The sequence below is a fragment of the Pseudomonas sp. RA_35y_Pfl2_P32 genome, from assembly GCF_963970735.1.
Classification (GTDB): domain Bacteria; phylum Pseudomonadota; class Gammaproteobacteria; order Pseudomonadales; family Pseudomonadaceae; genus Aquipseudomonas.
In genome coordinates this window covers 99,439-115,628 of the sequence record NZ_CAXAQF010000006.1, presented here as the reverse complement: position 1 = coordinate 115,628, position 16,190 = coordinate 99,439, and the positions used below count along the sequence as shown (strand labels likewise).

Below are 16,190 nucleotides of genomic sequence, written 5' to 3'. Positions count from 1 at the left end.
CCTAGATAATCGCTTCTACGGCAGTTCCCTACATTGCCCTTCCTTATCTCCCCGCATTACCCTCAGACTTTGCTACTCATCCAAGGCATAGGGATCGCCGTCATGGCTCTCGCAGAAATGTGAGGGTTTTGTTGTTTCTGAGGGCAACCTATCACTCTAACGCTCCTGATCATGCGTTCGGCAATCCACCTCTCACCTCTGCACCTTTTTTCAAACGCTCGAATTTCGCTCAAAATAGAAAAACCCCTCCTCTTTGTTCAAGATCCCCCTCCCCCGCCTTCGGTGCAAGACAAATGACAAGCTGACATTGACGTCGCCAAGCAATTCATGGCACTTTGGCATCACTAACTTGAATCCACTAAATGGACTGTTCTACTCCGACTCTTTCATGCCGAATGGTCGACAGCAGAGCTTAGAGGGATGCTTATGCCATGGCTGCAAACGGTGCTGGATGTTGAAATTAACGATCAAATTTCTTCTGACGACCGAACCACTCCAACAACGTTTTTAGGTTGGCCAAGACAGACTGTTTTTACCGACGTCATAGAGGGTGGACAAGCGGATTTTGACGCACCAATCGGACACCTCAGTGGCGCTGATAGGGCGTTACTCTATGCAAAGTACAATCAAGTTAGGCACTTAGACGAATTGAAACACGCTTTCCGTCAGCTATTTCAACCAGGGCAGAGCTATGGCGACCCTCTGATGATCGATCTCGGCTGTGGCCCTTTCACAGCCGGGCTATCTCTAGCGGCAACGCTAGGCAAAAACGACGTATTTGATTACTACGGCGTAGACCACTACCAATCGATGAGAGATCTTGGCCTGCGATTAGCTAACGCCACTCGGGCTCATGGCGGGTTGCACGATCGTACGAAGTACCAATTCCTGCAAGATTTGAATCAGGTAAATTTCGGCCCGATCCGAGGAAGCCTAACTCTGTTCGTCGCATCTTATTTGCTAGCGAGCCCAAATCTCAACATTGAAAATTTGGTACGAGACATGGTTAACGCCCATACCAGGGCAAGTTTGGGACCTGCCGCAGTGCTTTACACTAATAGTGCCCGCGCAGAGGCCAGAGCTAAATTCCCAGAATTTAAAAAGCTTCTCATCGAAGCAGGGTTTAATTTAGTGATCGATCATATAGACAGGTTCACAGAAACAATCAAAACGCCCACGGATGTCCACTACGCTCTTTTCTTTAAGCCTGCGAATTTTAGTATTCGACGAGACAAAGCCCTATGAAACTTCCGTTGCTAGATGACCTTATTCATGAGCAATTGGATATCTACGACGCTGATCCCGAGACCCCATTGTTTGTCTTGGGACCACCAGGGTCTGGTAAAACTTCTCTGGCAGTACTCCGGATGCAGTTGTTACGCTCGCTAGGACATTCGTGCCTGCTCATTACAAAAAATCGATTGCTAGCTTCTTTGGGTTCACAGCTTGGGAATCAAGCCCTCAACGTAACCACCATGCACTCCTTTATTAGCAGCGACCACTCGCAAAGAATTGGCTGTTTCGCACCCGAGCCTTATGGGCCATTCATATACGATTGGCCTACGCTGCTATCCAACTACGAACGGGCCAATATTGAACCACAGTGGGATCATTTGGTGATTGATGAAGGTCAAAACCTACCCGCTGGATTCTTCGCATGGGCTGTACGTTATGGTGCAAAAACTGTCAGTGTGTTCGCGGATGAGGACCAAACCACCGATAGCCAAAGAGCTTCTATCGAGGATATTCTCGCTGCGCCTATGCCCGATCCGATCCGACTATCAGCCAACCACCGGAACACTCGCGAAATAGCTGCGTTGGCCGAACACTTTCACAGATCAAGCACTCTCCCACCTGCCGTGGTACAAAGGCCACGTAGCGGAGATATGCCACGCCTTGTAACATTTACACAATGGAGTGACGCAATATCTTCTATTGCAAATCGCTTGACCAACCGGGGCGGCTCAATTGGCGTTATCGTCTATCCAGTGTCGAAAGCGCAAGCAGTGCATCAGATGCTGAAATCCGCGCTGCCGCCTGAGACCCGAGTAGATCTTTACACCCACCGAATGCCAAAGGGAGCTGAACAGAATATCCACCCAATGAAGGCAGGAATCACAGTATTGACTGGCGAGTCAGCTATCGGCCTAGAGTTCGACAGCGTCTACCTGCAGGATCTTTCGCGCTCCCTACCGAGCGTTGACAAAGATCAATGCCGTCGCATGTATATGCTTTGCGCAAGGGCTCGTGACTCGTTGATACTATTGAATGAACCGTCGCCGCTGACAACAGCCCAACTCTCAAGCCTTCCTGACTCGACTCTACTCTCACGATGACCCAACCATCGCAGCCCAGCTTGACCTTACCCTTGCAGTTCGAAAATGAGCCGCACTCGACGGAAACCACACCTGCTGCGCCTATGAGGCTTGCTTTCTCAATGGACCATCGGGCCTGGCTTAGCTTGCTGGCGGAGGAGTGGTGGCCTATAAGAAGAGATTTAGTTTGGGTCCGATTTGGTATAGACCAACCAGTGCAGACGCCTATAGCTGATGATCGAATAGAGGTGCTTGCCTGGGTCGATCCTCAAAAGCTGCCCAGCGACGCAAAAGTCATGATCTGGCGTAAGAGTGAATGGGTCAATGCCGCCTTAGGCACTCTAAAACCTAAGGATAAACAGCTGGTTTGGCCTGGCCCAGTTCCGCTTTTTGCAATTACTCACTTCTCGGTTACTTCGCAGGATCAGAAGGTGCGCCTACAAGGTATGGCGCAAGGCTTTGCAAACTTAGCACTGCCGGAACAAGAAATTTTTATAGAAGAGCACTCCGGATTACACCCGCGAGATCTGAAGGAAAAGACCCCGAAATTCCCTCTGCAACCTCCTGAGTATTGGAACGCACTGCGTGGCGCCGCCGCAATGGCTCTGTGGGCAGTTCCAAAGATCACCCCGTGGCTTGAAAAGGCCAGCGAATGGTTCGGTGAAACGAAATCCACACCCATGCCTTGGGCGCCTTGGCTCGAAAAAGCTCCTTGGGTGTGCTTCACGATGATCAGCGAAAGCGACTCACGAGATACTCTGCTCTGGCGTGCAATGCTTGAGGTCTTCATGCAATGCAATATTCGGGAATCTTGGCAATCTAGCGACCTCCTAGAGTCAATATGTGATAAAGCGCGTATTTTTGGTGTAGATCCAGAATCTCTAGACTCTTTACTTTTGGATACCGCTGCGATTTTAGATGACCGCGGTGTCATCGACTCAGCACTATCGCAACGAGATCCACTAGGGCTGGCTCTACAACTAGTACTGTTACGTCCTAAGCCTGAGCAATTTATCACCTGGAAAAACGATCTACGTAGTATTCCACCAGCTGTTTGGTGGTCCGCCGCGATCCTCAGCGGATTGATTGTAGGCTATCGTAATCTAGACATCCGTTTTCGCGGCGGCATCGCTGCCTCTAGACTTGCAGCCTTACAAATATGGCAACGCTCGGAAAAAAAACCGAAGAGTTTTCCGTTATGGGGTGCGACATCATCTCCCCTAGAGCTCGATATCAAGCAGGCAAACGCACGGTTGCAGATTGGTGAGGATGTAATTATTGATCGCCCCCTCAGCAGTCGAGGTCTTTGGTTTGCTGCCGATTATGAGAATTCAGATGTATTACAGATAGCTCAGGATATCGCTGAAAGACAATATCCTGAAGCCCTGCGCTCCTATGTAGATATCACAGATTTGACCATCGCCTACAGTGGTAGCGGCAGACTGACGGTGAATTCTGAAAATAAGACTGTATGCGCTAGAGGCAAAGTACTGATTGATATCGGACATGTTAAAGCAACTCGCGGATTGGATGTTTTGCGCTTCAAAAATTGGATTGCTTCAGGTTCCATTTCAGAAAGGCTAACAGATCCTCCACGAGAGATTCACGCTGAAGTACCAACTAACCATAGCAACCCACAGGGCTTAAGCCTTATTCCTGAATTCATCAGCACGGATGAGGAACAAAAACTTATCAATCTCGTTGACAGTAGCGATTGGCTAGGGGACCTCCGTCGACGCGTCCAGCATTATGGATGGAAATACGATTATCGCTCGCGCTCTATCCAACCTTCTTCTTATCTAGGGCCTTTGCCAGAGTGGGCAGACAATTTGGCATCCCGCCTAGTTGATCACGGATTAGTTTCTGAAAAACCGGATCAGGTAATAGTCAACGAATATATCGAAGGACAAGGCATCAGCAAACACGTAGATTGTCCAAGTTGCTTTAGAGGAACTATCGTAACCATAAGCCTAATTGAAACTTGGTCAATGATATTCCGTCGCCGCAACGAGAAATATGAAATGCTATTACCGCGTCGAAGCGCCGCATGTATGACCGGATCGTCAAGGTACGACTGGACGCACGAAATTCCACAGCGGAAAACTGAGGGGAAACAACTTCGAGGTCGGCGGATATCTTTGACCTTTCGCAAAGTTGACATTAGCTGATTTCAAAAACCAGCCTACTGCCCAGAAAATCAGTCAGTGCCTGCGATTTCATACCATGGCGGCAGTGCGTGGGAGACCTTCGAGTCTGCCGGGCTCCCTGATTTAGGTACAGCCGACAACGTACTGATACTTTATAAATCCCTGATTCGATTCCACTAAGCACCATAACTAGCTGATTTGTTTATAGTTACTAGTTGGGGTACGCCAAATTTTCCATCGAGTTCCATTCCCGCAGAAAACCTAACCTAGTGCCAAGCAACCGTTCGTCTGGTGCCCATACAACGTTCCAGAGAAGGCTTTAAAAATCTCTGGAACCCCCGAAAAACCCGCCTTCTGGCGGTTTTTCGGGGTTCTGTCGGGTAAATCAAAATCTGGTGGGCTCCAGCCCTCTTCTGTACCCTCTCGCCGCCGCTACGCCCCAATGCGAGCCAACTCCTGCATGTAGAACGGCTCCCCCTGCCTCTCCTTGATTCGCACACCAGCCTATCCCTTCTTGAAGCTACTTCTTCCTTGAAATCCATCTGCGCTCGCTACGGGGTGAATGTCAAAAGGCGATGATCTTGTTGCTGAATCGACCATCGTGTTTACTGTGTCGATCGCATGACGTTGGCAAAAGTCTTGCGCAAGTGTTTCCCTGCATGCAAAGACGGTTATCAAGTGGATTGCCTTTAAACAGGTACGGACACCCATGACGAATGCGGCACCAGCCATCAAACTCAGCACGCTTCGGCAAATAGCCCCCTATCTGAGTATGCGCGGCGTGTTTCCGCTGGAGTTCTTTCGGCGTTTTGGTATCTCTCCTCACGTTTTTCAGAACCCTGAGGCATGGGTCCCTCGAGCGGCGTGTTTTCAGATCGCCAACGAAATGGCCGCTATCGCACAGGATGCCTTCGCCGGTGCGTCGGTGGGACACCTGACCGATGTACGCTCACTCGGGGCATGGGGCGAATTGATATTGGGCTCAACCAACCTCGCTCAGGCTTGTGCCATGGCGGCGGTTCATACGGGGTTACTGCATCAAGGAGGAGAAGTAAAAATTGTCACCGAAGGGCGTACGACGAAACTAATCCACCACTTTAACGGCCACCATGGGGCTGACCCCAAGCAAGTCATCACCGCCAGCCTCGTGGTGCTGAGAAAAGTGCCTCTGATGTCCGGCGAGCCTGGCGCCATACGCGTCCAACTAAAAAGCCCGAGAGAACGAGGAGACGAGGCGCTTGAAAAGTACCTGGGCCCGAATCTGCAGATGAACGCTGAGCACAACATGATCGAGTTTGATCGCGAGTTGCTGGAGATTCCCCTGCAATACACTCGCGATGTAGCCTGGAAAACCACCCGAGCCTTAAAGTCGACCGCTGAAACTGCTGACGTGCTCGCCAGGCAGATTGCGGATCAGGAACGATCCAAACTTGCCACCATTTCCAGAAAGATTGGACTGTCGCCTCGAACGTTGCAGCGTCGCCTCGAGCATTGCGGCATCGACTTCGACGCGTTACGAGACGAGACACGTCGCAGCGAGGCATTTCAGTTACTGGCCAGCGGTAAATACACTGCGACCGAAATTGCCTATATGGTCGGCTACAGCGATCCCGCGCACTTTACTCGAGCCTTCAAGCGCTGGACCGGCAGCCCGCCCTCGCGCTACCGCGCCCTTCTGGAACATGATCGCTAACCGCCTCACCTGACCCCTCCCCCTTCGTCCAACCTTTTGGCCGCTTTCAGAGGCTGGCGTCGTGGCACGTACTCGCTTGGCTTTTGGCACCAAATGGCAAGTTTCCATTGGGGTGTTCTTATACAGTTTGAATAGGTAATGCCAACGTATAAGACCCAGAGGTTTAAATGTCCTACTCATCCACGGCCTGCATTGTCGCTCTGACATTGACAACGTTTGGGAGCGTGAACGCTCAGTCGTCGTCAGGTACAGCGCCCTTGGTGGGTGTTGATAATTTTATCCGTGCCGAGTCCGATCTCTACATGGGAAAAATGGTGGCCAGCGGCGGCTTTGGTCGGTTTGTGCATAGCCGCGAACCGGTGCCCATCGACGCTCAGAACGTCATCCGAATGAATCGCGACACGCTGTACTCATCAGCAGTATTCGATCTCGATGCCGGTCCAGTCACGATCACGTTGCCTGAGGCCGGTGGGAGGTTCATGTCGATGGCGGTGGTCAACGAAGACCACTACGTGCCCGCCGTCATATACGACGCTGGGCGCCATACGCTAACGAAAGAGGGTGTCGGCACACGTTATGTTTTTGTTGCTGTACGCACGTTCTTCGACCCCTCAGATCGCAAGGACCTTGAGCAGGTGCATGCACTGCAAGACGCAATCAAGGTCAGCCAGGCCCAGGCAGGGGAGTTCGTAGTACCGAAGTGGGATCAGGCGAGCCAGAAAAAGATCCGTGACGCGCTGGCTGTCCTGGGTTCGACGATCCCCGACTACAACCAGTCTTTTGGCCCCAGGGGCATGGTCAATCCGATCCACCACTTGATCGGAACTGCGACGGGATGGGGCGGAAACCCGGCCAAGGACGCTATCTACCTCGGCGGTGTGATGCCGCAGAACGACGGGAAAACCGTTTACCGACTCAAGGTTGGAGATGTGCCGGTCAACAGCTTCTGGTCCGTGAGTGTCTACAACGCGGACGGTTACTTCCAGAAGAACTCAAATGACGCCTATTCGTTGAATAACCTCACCGCCAAGAAAAGTGATGATGGCTCGATTGTGATTCAGTTCGGTGGTTGTGAGGCAACGATCGCTAACTGCCTGCCAATCACGCCCGGCTGGAACTATACGGTCCGACTTTATCAGCCGAGCGACGCAATACTGAGTGGCCAATGGCGCTTCCCAGAGCCGCAACCCGTCGCGCGCTGATCAAAGCATCAACTAAAAGGCTTCGCACTTTTAACAAGTAAAAGAGCCCGTCAGTTCGGTTTACAGCAAAGGAAAGCAACCATGACAACCGTCGCTGATTCAAACTTTTTTAAACATCCAGCGATACTCATTACCGGTGCGACCCTCGCAGTTGCGATGGCATTGCCTGCACACGCTGACGACTCCAGCAGCACGCCCTCCGTGACGGTCGGCGGCGGAGTTGCCGTCGGCCCGTTGTACCAAGGCTCTTCCCGGTACGCCGCCTTCCCGTCACTGAAACTCAAAGCGGTCCTGCCGACCGAAAACTGGGGCAAATTTACCGCGGCCTTCCCGGACGGACTGCGCTGGGACTTGCCTGGGCTGTCACCTTTCGGCGTGGCCCTGTTGCTGGGGTATGACCCGGGACGCAAGGAAAGAATCCACACCCTGGACGGTCGTGATAACTACCTGAAGGGAATGGGCAACCTGGACAGCACGGCCTTGGTGGGGGCAGAGGCCTATTGGGTCCTGCCGGCCGGTCGCCTGTTTGTTCGAGGCCTGCAATCGAGCCAGAGCCGAGATTACGGCGGTGAAAGCCTGGGCCGTACGGCGTACCTGGAGGCCGGGGTTGCCACAGCATATGCACTGTCTTCGACCTTGACCCTGGACTCGACCCTGTACGGCACCTGGAGCAATGAGAATGACATGATGGCGCGCTTCGGTATCACCGCTCAACAGGCTGCACGCACCCGGTTCGACGAATACCACCCAGGCGGAGGAATGCGTGACGTGACCTTGAAGCTGGGCCTCACCTGGCAATGGCAGCCACAACTGGCACTGGAAGGCGGCGTCAAGACCTACGCCCTGGTCTCCGATGCACGCAACAGCCCACTGACGGGTGAAAAAGTGGGCGCAGGCGCCTATCTGAATGCCCTCTACCGGTTTTGATCAGCCGGCAACACCGGGATAGATAAGGGAACACTCGATGAAAACAGTACATAAGCAGTTGGGGCTGGTCGGCCTGCTCTGGTCGGGGCTGGTGCTTGCCGACGATGCCGCCACCCAGGTCACGGACCCTCACTTCAAACTAGCCCCAGGCTATCTTGACTCGGCGCACTTACCACTGCGCCTGGCGTTGCTTGGCGCTCCACCCAAGCCTGACTCTGCGGCGCTGGCGCGGGATGAGGAAGCACAGCGTGCGGCGCTGTCGCTACGTGGCACAGCCCGGGAGAAACTCGCGGCAGCGGATGCGGAGTTGTCATTCCCCGGCCCGGCAAACGCATTCTCCTGCGCGATGGGCGGGCCGATCAGCGAGAAAAGCACCCCGCATCTTTATACCTTGATGCAGCGCACCCTGACGGACGCCGGCGGCTCCACCTATGCCGGGAAAAATGCCTACAACCGCACCCGCCCCTTCGTAGCGCATAACGAAGGGACCTGCCGCAAAGACATGGAACCACTGCTGCGCACGGATGGCTCCTGGCCGTCCGGTCACTCTGCTGCCGGTTGGGCCTGGGGGCTATTGCTGGCCGAGATTCAACCAACGCGCGCCACTGAACTGATGACTCGTGGGTTGTCATTCGGCCAGAGCCGAGTCATCTGCGATGCCCATTGGCAGAGCGACGTGGATGCAGGCCGCATCATGGGGGCGGCGACCGTGTCGAGTTTGCATAGCAATCCGGCGTTCCTGGCGGACTTGGCGGCCGCGAAGGAAGAGGTCAAGGCGGCTCAAAAAGCTGGCCTAAAACCTACAGGGGACTGTGCGGCCGAGGGCGTGGCGCTCTCGCTGACTCAGCACTGATCGGAGAAACACCATCATGCACAATGACAACCCTCGCTCGGCCTTGCGGCGTAAGCACGCTCACCTGGCACTGGTGGCTGGCACCTTTGCGGCAGCCGCGAGCAGTTTTTCGACGGGGGCCATGGCGGCGGACGGCGATAGCTGGACGTTCAACGGCGGGCCTTACGTATGGGGCGCCGGCATTCGTGGACACGTAGGCCATAGCAAGACCGGGACCCAGTTTATAAAGTCCGATTTTTCCGACATCGCGCGTACCGTCGATATGTCAGTGATGCTCATGGGCGAGGCGCGGCGCGGGCCATACAGCGTGCTCGCCGACCTGATGTACATCGACACCGACACCCGCAACCGTCTCTCGGCGGACGCCCCGGCGTCCAAGCTTGAGGTGGAAGGCAAGACCGCTTCTGGATTCTTGGGGGGCGGGTACACCGTGTTGGGTGATGAAAATCGTCGACTGGACGTCGCCGGCGGTGTGCGTGCCTGGTACAGCAGCACTACGATCAGCCTGCATGGTGGGCCGGCTGGCGGTCTGTCTGGCTCCGACAAGGCTACCTGGGCGGACGCCATGGCGGGGCTGCGTGGGCACTATGCCGTGAATGACCGATTCTGGCTGTCCTCATGGGGAATGGCAGGCGCGGGACAGTCTCGGGAAGACTGGGATCTGGCCGCACTGGCGGGCTGGGAGTTCTTGCCTGGCTTTTCTGCGGTCGCCGGTTACCGGGCCATGGGGGTGAATTATCGCCATGACGGTTTCGTCTACGACATTGTCCAGAAGGGTCCACTGTTGGGTATCAGTGGGCGATTCTGAAGCGCTCATAGCAAAATTCCCCAACAGTCAGAGAAAACGCTAAAAGCGCTACGCCTCCCGAAGAACCCGCCTAATGGCGGGTTTTTCCGTTTCGGCCGTGCGCCTATCTCCAGCCCCGCCTCCAGCCGCCTCCCCCCAGCCGCGAGAGTCTGTCAAAAGTCAGATTTGTCGTTTTTCAACATATCACAATGCCACTATTGTTCATTTTCCCACTATCATGTGCCCATTACCCTCGATCCCATGGCTGACGGCCCTGGTGTGCTAGATTTGTCGCCTCACAGCGGCACCTACGAACACGGACGTCCCGGCCTTTAACGCCTGGCACTTATACGGAAATTCCCCTCCATGGGCTTTTGCCTGGGTCACTGCATCACCTGTTGTTTGCCTGGAGTCCTGCGCACTGCACGCGGCTCGGGTTTCTGCGCATCTGGCGTTTGCAAGCGCAGGTTTTCGATAACGCGCACTGCGATCAATCAAGAAGCACCGCGGCGATCTGCAATCGCCAGCGGGGCGTAACGCATTCAGCTGCTGGGCTGACAAGAATTCCCGTCTGATGGGCGGGTTAAGGAATGGGGAAAAGGACATTGGTATGCGTGTAAATGGAAGAGTGAAGCCTACGGCCCTTGCGATGGCGGTAGCGGTCGGCCTGAGTGGTTGTGCGCAGATCGACAATTACATGGGCGAGTCCTCGGGGACCACCGCCTGTTTCACCGGTGCTGCGGTTGGCGCCTTGGTGGGCGTAGCGGTCGTGGCGCTGACCAAAGGCGACGGCAAGGACATGTTGGTTGCCGGGACCGCTGGCGCCGGTGTCGGTTGTGGCGTGGCCCTGCTGTACCAAGACCGGGTGCAAAAGCTGCAAGCCGTGGCCAAGCAGGAAGGCCTGGTGATGCAGGTCAACGAGTTGAACGCCAATGTCGCCGCCACGCCGAGCGCCGCGCCGAAGTTGCAAGCCGTTGGGGTTGAAGCCCAGGTCCAGTCTTCGGAGATGTTTGCCGTGGGCTCGGCGGAGCTGACCCCGGCCGGTCGTCGCCAACTGACGCTGCTGGCGACGGCACTGACAGACAAGCAAGCGGACAAGGCGCCGGCCACGAAGAAAATCCTGGTGGTCGGGCATACCGATGCCACCGGTTCGGCTGATTTCAATCAGAAGCTGTCGGAGCAACGTGCACGCGCCGTAGGCCAGATCCTCGCCGATGTCGGTATTCCCCGTCAGAACATTTACTACCAGGGCGCCGGTGCATCGCGCCCGCTGGCCAACAACGCCACCGAGCAGGGGCGCACCGAGAACCGGCGTGTCGAGTTCGTCGAAGTGCAGAACGAGCAGTTGCTGGTGGAGCGCGTGCGCAATGAGCGCAGCAACGCCAAGTACCTCGCCCACGGCACCGCGCCGGTCACCGCGACCAAGCCGGTGACTAGCAAGCCTTCGAGCAAACCTGCGGTCGTGGCCAGCAAGCCTGCAAAGACCTCGACCCCGATTGCCCAGGCGCCAGCGCCTGAAGTCAAAGCCCCCGTAATGGCCGACAGCTCGCCGAATGTTCCGCTCAGCGGCAAGGGTGGCGTCGACTTCGGTGGCCATCCAGTGACCGATACCCGCTCGCCGCTGGCCATGGGCATCACCCCGAAAAGCTCGCCTTTCGCCATCATCGGCACCGCCAACGCGGCGGCCCCGCTCAGTTCCTGCGTGGCCGACCTGCCGCGCGTCGAGGGTCAGGTCAAGAGCCTGGCGGACGACAAGCCGCTGAAGGAGTTCGCCACCACCGAGTTTTTCCCAGGGCTCAATGGCAAGCCATGGGCCACGGCGGTGAACGGTCACTCCGTGGCCGTGGGCCCCATCGCCGTGCTGCGTGACGGCGCCAAAGTGGCCCAGGCACCCAAGATGCAATTGATCACCGACTTCGCCGGCGCACAGAAAAAGCAGAGCCCGAGCTACGCCTCGGTCGCCAACACCTACGAAGGTGAGAGCCAGATTCTGTACCGCGTGTTCGCGCTCGATCAGCAAAAGTCGCCGTTGACCTGCATCGACCTCGTGTTCGACAAACGCGCCGGCAAAGCGGTCGCCGGTGAAATCTATTACCCGAAACAGGGTGACGCTTACGTCGCTCAGTTCACTCCCAAGCGTCGATAAGTAGAAAGGAACCCACCCATGCTCGAGATTTTCCGCGCGTTTTTTACCGCGTACTGGTATGTGATCATTCCGGTCGTGTTCACCGCCCTGATGGCCATTCCGGTCATTGTTTATTGGACTTCCTTCAAATACTGGTGGATGAACCTGCGCATTCGCATGCCGGGTTTTGGCCGGATTCGCCATTGGGTCAAGAACCCAGGTGAAAAGGAAAAGGCCGGCGAAGACAACCTTAAACCCCTCGGATTCCTGTCGTCCGAGAGGGAGTTGTGTGGGTTCTACGAGGCTTACTACCGCCAACACCAACCGTCGGAAGCCGCCTTCCGTCGCAACCAGGACTACCTGGGCAAGATCCACGAAGACGGTCGCCGCGAGAAGGGAATCGGCCTGTGGACCTTGATCGTGGTGCTGATGCTGATCGAAGCCACGGCCTTCGGTTTCGCCCTGGCGCCATTTGCCCTGACCCTGGCCACCCCTAACACGGCACTGGCGGGTGCATTCGCCATCGGTCTGGTGATTTCGATCATCGGTTTGTTCCTGTCCGAGTTTGCCGGCCGCGCGCTGTATAAAAACCGCGTCGTTGACCAGATCATGTCCTACGAGAACCTGCGCCGCAGCGGTGCCGGTGGCGACATGATGAGCACTGCCGTCATCACACTCGACAACACCAACGACGATGACGCAGACGCGCAATATCAACAAATGCTCAACCGGGTCAAAGTGGACAAGGACGGCGATAAGCCGGCCAAGCGCTACACCATGCTGATCGGTTATGGGATTTTCATCGTCGGCCTGGCCGTTGCAGCGTTCTGGGTCCGTACCGAAACCCTCAATGCCCAGGAAACCGACCTGATCGCCAACCCGCCAGCCGTGAGCCAGTCGGCCGACGACTTCCCGGCCAACGATGGCGTTCCGCTGCCGGACGACATGCAAGCGCTGTCCGATAACGCCGCAGGCAAATCGGCGCAGGATCAGATCGATGCCTTGCACCGTGCATCCCTGGTGACCTTTGCCGTCTTGAGCGGGCTGTTCATCTTCATTCAGGCGAGCTCCACTTACCTGGCGTTCATCTTCGGCTTTGCCGGCACGCATTCGCGCAAAGCCTGGGAGCTGACCCACAAGTTCTCCAGCGCCAATGACTACATGCGTTATCACGCCAACAAAGCCCGCTGCGTTGCCAACGACGCGCAAGCTTCGCTGGGTACGCTGCAAGGCCTGCAATTAAAAGTGTTCCGTGTCAGTGGCACCGACCAGGAAAAACTGCGCTCCGATCTGCTGAATCGCACCTTCGAGTCTTACATCCACCAGGAAGACGAAAAGGCGGCGGCCAAGGAAAAAATAAACACCAGAAAAGATACCGACAGACAGAATCGGCAGGTCATCGTCGACTACATGTCCAAGATCGTTAAGGAACTCAAGGCAGCCATTGATGCGAGTGACGATGACAAGATCAACGAACTGATTGCCAAAGCCAGCCCACGCTTTGAACAGATCAACGACAACGATCCGGAACTGGTCGACTACAAAAAGAGCTTCGCCGCGTTGAAGATCTTCTACGTAGCTCCCACTCCTGCACAGGCCGCCACGCCGGCCCCGGCTCCGGCCCCAGTAGTCGCCCCGGTCGTGGCCGTCACCGTGGAAGCAGCCCCTGCCCCCGCCGCCGCGCCAGCGCCAGCACCCGCGCCGTCGGCCACCGGCTTCGACCACAACGCCTTCGGCGACCTGACCGCCTTCGATGAAGATGACATCGACTACGTGGCCAACAAGAAAGGTGTGGACGCTGCCACTATCCGTCGCGCGCGCAAGCTGCAAATGCTCGATAAGCAGGAGGTCTGATGAAGTTCAAGAGCCTGTTGCTGGCTCTGGCATTCGTGCCCGCTGCCCTGGTGGCAGCGGAGCGCAATGATGTGCCGAGCTGCTACGCCCAGACCAAGATCGAGCAGTTTCGCAGTGCGCCTTCCGGGCGCATGTTGACGGTGGTGGTCGACCAGACCACGCCGCTGACCCAGGACCTGCAGAAAACCGCCTGGGGCCACATCAAGCGCTTCCTGCAGCCGGGCGACAAGCTGCGCCTGTACTCGTTCAGCGCCTACCTCGACGGCCATTACACGCGCCTGCAGTTTGCCGGCGAGCTGGAAAAGCCGATCGACCCGGCCGTGCTCGGCGATGTGCCGATGATGGCCAGCCGCAAGTTCGACAGCTGCATGAAGGGCCAACCGACCGCCTTCTATCAGCGCTTCGGCAAGGCCTTCGCCAGCGCCATGGGCAAGTCCAGCTCGGACATCCCGCGCAGCGAAATCCTGTTCAGCCTCAAGTCCATCGGCGACGACCTCAAGAGCGCCGAAGGGGTCAACGAGAACGTCATCCTGCTGATGTCCGACATGCTCGAGTACAGCGACTTCGGCAGCTTCTACAGCAACAACGGGATCCGCGAGATCAACCCGGGAGTGGAACTGGCGAAGGTCGAAAAGCAGAACCTGCTGGCTGACTTTGGCGGCGCCCGGGTCTATGTGCATGGGGCGGCCTTCGTGCCCACCCAGATCAAGAACGGCTACCGCAGCGGCAAGATGATCCAGAACCTCGAAGGCTTCTGGAGCCAGTACTTCGCCAAGTCCAACGCAGCACTCAACGGCTTCGGCAACCCCGAGTTGACGAGCGCTGTCGAGTGATTGATCGCCCGCCTGCGACTTGTGGGAGCGAGCCCGAGCGACAAGACTCGCCCCACAGGCAACGCCCATAAAAAAAGCCCCGAACCAGTCGGGGCTTTTTTTCAGCCTGGTATCAGGCCGCGATCACGCATGCAGTATCAGAACACGTTGATCGGGTAATCCACGTACACCCGCAGCTCGTTGCCGCTGACGTTGTACTCGCTGGATTTCTGCGACACGCGCAGGATCGAGCTACGCAGCTTCACGCTCAGGTCTTTGGCCGGGCCGCTCTGGACCACGTACTTGAACTGGTTGAAGATTTCGCGCTCGGTGCCGCCGGTGCTGGTGGAGGTGGTGATGTTGTCGCCACGCACGTAAGCCACGTTGTAGGTCAGGCCTGGCACGCCGAAAGCGCCGAAGTCGAGGCCGTAGCCCAACTGCCAGCTGCGCTCGTCTTCAGCGTTGAAGTCCGACCAGTAGGAGTTGGCCAGGTAGATGGTGTTGCCACCGTCACCGATACGACCCTGGTCTTTCTGGTAGCCGCCGTAGGCGTAGCCCAGGTTGCTGTCACCGGTGCTGCGCTGGTGCGCCAGGGTGAACGAGTGCGGGCCGGTGGCGAAGGTGGCGGCCAGGCTCCAGATCTTGTTGTCGTCGCCAGTGGCGCCGCTGTCACGAACGTAGGCGTCTTCCAGCTTGGTGCGGTAGCCGTTCAGGTCCAGGGTCAGGGACTGATCGCTGGCCAGCGGGAATACGTAGTTCAGGTTGATGTACTGCTTCTTCAGCACGTCTTCGACGTCGGAAGCGTACAGCGCGCCCTTGAACTGCTCGGTGAACTGGTAGCTACCGCCCAACACGTTGATCGACTTCAGACCACCGCTGTCACGGCCTTCCGCGCTTTTACGCGACTCGGCAGTGAAACGACCGGCGTTCAGTTCCAGGCCTTCGATCTCTTTGGAGGTCACCAGGGTACCGGTGTAGCTTTCCGGCAGCAGGCGGGAGTTGTCGTAGTTCAGCACCGGCAGGGCCGGCATCTGGTCACCGTAGGTCAGCACGGTGCTCGACAGACGGAATTTCACCGCCGCGCCAGCCTTGGACAGGTCGTTGGCGGCAGCGCCGCTGTCGCCTTGCTTGAAGAAGTCGATGCCACCGGCACCGCTACGACCCTTGCCGCCGTCCAGGCGCAGAGCGTACAGACCGAAAGCGTCCACGCCGACACCCACGGTGCCCTGGGTGAAGCCCGAGGAGAAGGTGCCAATGGCAGCCTGGCCCCATTCGGCCTTGTCGTCGTTACCATCCTTGTAATCGCGATTGATGTAAGCGTTGCGCAGCAGCACTTTCAGGCTGCTGTCCTCAACAAAACCCTTGGACTCAGCTTGGTCATTGGCCATTGCTTGAGTCGCGCTCAACATCCCCAGTGCGATCAGACTAATACGCTTATTCAACATGTTATTTTCCTTATTACGGGTTGATACGCG

Annotated in this window: 12 protein-coding genes; 11 read left to right on the top strand and 1 reads right to left on the bottom strand. The window is 56.6% G+C overall.

What is annotated here, in order from left to right; translation table 11 throughout:
• Positions 1-426: 426 nt before the first annotated feature.
• From AACY45_RS07725 to AACY45_RS07675, 11 genes are all read left to right on the top strand, one after another.
• The gene (locus AACY45_RS07725; RefSeq protein ID WP_339544900.1) at positions 427-1,245 is read left to right on the top strand and encodes a hypothetical protein; all 819 of its coding nucleotides are present in this window, start codon (positions 427-429) and stop codon (positions 1,243-1,245) included.
• On the top strand, positions 1,242-2,336 hold the full coding sequence (locus AACY45_RS07720; protein WP_212620602.1) for an AAA family ATPase: 1,095 nt from the start codon (positions 1,242-1,244) through the stop codon (positions 2,334-2,336). Before AACY45_RS07725 ends, AACY45_RS07720 begins: the two co-directional genes overlap by 4 nt.
• Before the next feature lie 227 nt (positions 2,337-2,563).
• Positions 2,564-4,483: an alpha-ketoglutarate-dependent dioxygenase AlkB gene (locus tag AACY45_RS07715; RefSeq protein WP_339544899.1), complete on the top strand. Its 1,920-nt coding sequence runs from the start codon at positions 2,564-2,566 to the stop codon at positions 4,481-4,483.
• 688 nt (positions 4,484-5,171) lie between these two features.
• Positions 5,172-6,155 (top strand): helix-turn-helix domain-containing protein, encoded by a 984-nt coding sequence (locus tag AACY45_RS07710; RefSeq protein WP_339544898.1) that lies wholly within the window; start codon positions 5,172-5,174, stop codon positions 6,153-6,155.
• Positions 6,156-6,322: 167 nt separating this feature from the next.
• Positions 6,323-7,357, top strand: coding sequence for a DUF1254 domain-containing protein (locus AACY45_RS07705; RefSeq protein WP_339544897.1), 1,035 nt, complete (start codon positions 6,323-6,325; stop codon positions 7,355-7,357).
• Positions 7,358-7,438: 81 nt separating this feature from the next.
• On the top strand, positions 7,439-8,284 hold the full coding sequence (locus AACY45_RS07700) for a MipA/OmpV family protein (RefSeq protein WP_339544896.1): 846 nt from the start codon (positions 7,439-7,441) through the stop codon (positions 8,282-8,284).
• Between the two features lie 37 nt (positions 8,285-8,321).
• On the top strand, positions 8,322-9,137 hold the full coding sequence (locus AACY45_RS07695; RefSeq protein WP_339544895.1) for an acid phosphatase: 816 nt from the start codon (positions 8,322-8,324) through the stop codon (positions 9,135-9,137).
• Positions 9,138-9,150: 13 nt separating this feature from the next.
• On the top strand, positions 9,151-9,945 hold the full coding sequence (locus AACY45_RS07690; protein WP_339544989.1) for a hypothetical protein: 795 nt from the start codon (positions 9,151-9,153) through the stop codon (positions 9,943-9,945).
• 628 nt (positions 9,946-10,573) lie between these two features.
• Positions 10,574-12,070, top strand: a complete 1,497-nt coding sequence (locus AACY45_RS07685; RefSeq protein ID WP_339544894.1) for an OmpA family protein — start codon at positions 10,574-10,576, stop codon at positions 12,068-12,070.
• 18 nt (positions 12,071-12,088) lie between these two features.
• The gene (locus AACY45_RS07680) at positions 12,089-13,903 is read left to right on the top strand and encodes a hypothetical protein (protein WP_339544893.1); all 1,815 of its coding nucleotides are present in this window, start codon (positions 12,089-12,091) and stop codon (positions 13,901-13,903) included.
• Positions 13,903-14,736: a hypothetical protein gene (locus AACY45_RS07675; protein WP_339544892.1), complete on the top strand. Its 834-nt coding sequence runs from the start codon at positions 13,903-13,905 to the stop codon at positions 14,734-14,736. Before AACY45_RS07680 ends, AACY45_RS07675 begins: the two co-directional genes overlap by 1 nt.
• A 137-nt stretch (positions 14,737-14,873) precedes the next feature.
• Here the strand turns inward: AACY45_RS07675 and AACY45_RS07670 are convergent, their stop codons facing one another.
• Positions 14,874-16,160, bottom strand: a complete 1,287-nt coding sequence (locus AACY45_RS07670; protein WP_339544891.1) for an OprD family porin — start codon at positions 16,158-16,160, stop codon at positions 14,874-14,876.
• Positions 16,161-16,190 lie beyond the last annotated feature (30 nt).

Coding starts and splice junctions, on each gene's coding strand:
- AACY45_RS07675 (WP_339544892.1), top strand. CDS start 13,903: ATGAAGTTCAAGAGCCTGTTGCTGGCTCTGGCATTCGTGCCCGCTGCC.
- AACY45_RS07700 (WP_339544896.1), top strand. CDS start 7,439: ATGACAACCGTCGCTGATTCAAACTTTTTTAAACATCCAGCGATACTC.
- AACY45_RS07695 (WP_339544895.1), top strand. CDS start 8,322: ATGAAAACAGTACATAAGCAGTTGGGGCTGGTCGGCCTGCTCTGGTCG.
- AACY45_RS07725 (WP_339544900.1), top strand. CDS start 427: ATGCCATGGCTGCAAACGGTGCTGGATGTTGAAATTAACGATCAAATT.
- AACY45_RS07685 (WP_339544894.1), top strand. CDS start 10,574: ATGGCGGTAGCGGTCGGCCTGAGTGGTTGTGCGCAGATCGACAATTAC.
- AACY45_RS07670 (WP_339544891.1), bottom strand. CDS start 16,160: ATGTTGAATAAGCGTATTAGTCTGATCGCACTGGGGATGTTGAGCGCG.
- AACY45_RS07680 (WP_339544893.1), top strand. CDS start 12,089: ATGCTCGAGATTTTCCGCGCGTTTTTTACCGCGTACTGGTATGTGATC.
- AACY45_RS07710 (WP_339544898.1), top strand. CDS start 5,172: ATGACGAATGCGGCACCAGCCATCAAACTCAGCACGCTTCGGCAAATA.
- AACY45_RS07720 (WP_212620602.1), top strand. CDS start 1,242: ATGAAACTTCCGTTGCTAGATGACCTTATTCATGAGCAATTGGATATC.
- AACY45_RS07705 (WP_339544897.1), top strand. CDS start 6,323: ATGTCCTACTCATCCACGGCCTGCATTGTCGCTCTGACATTGACAACG.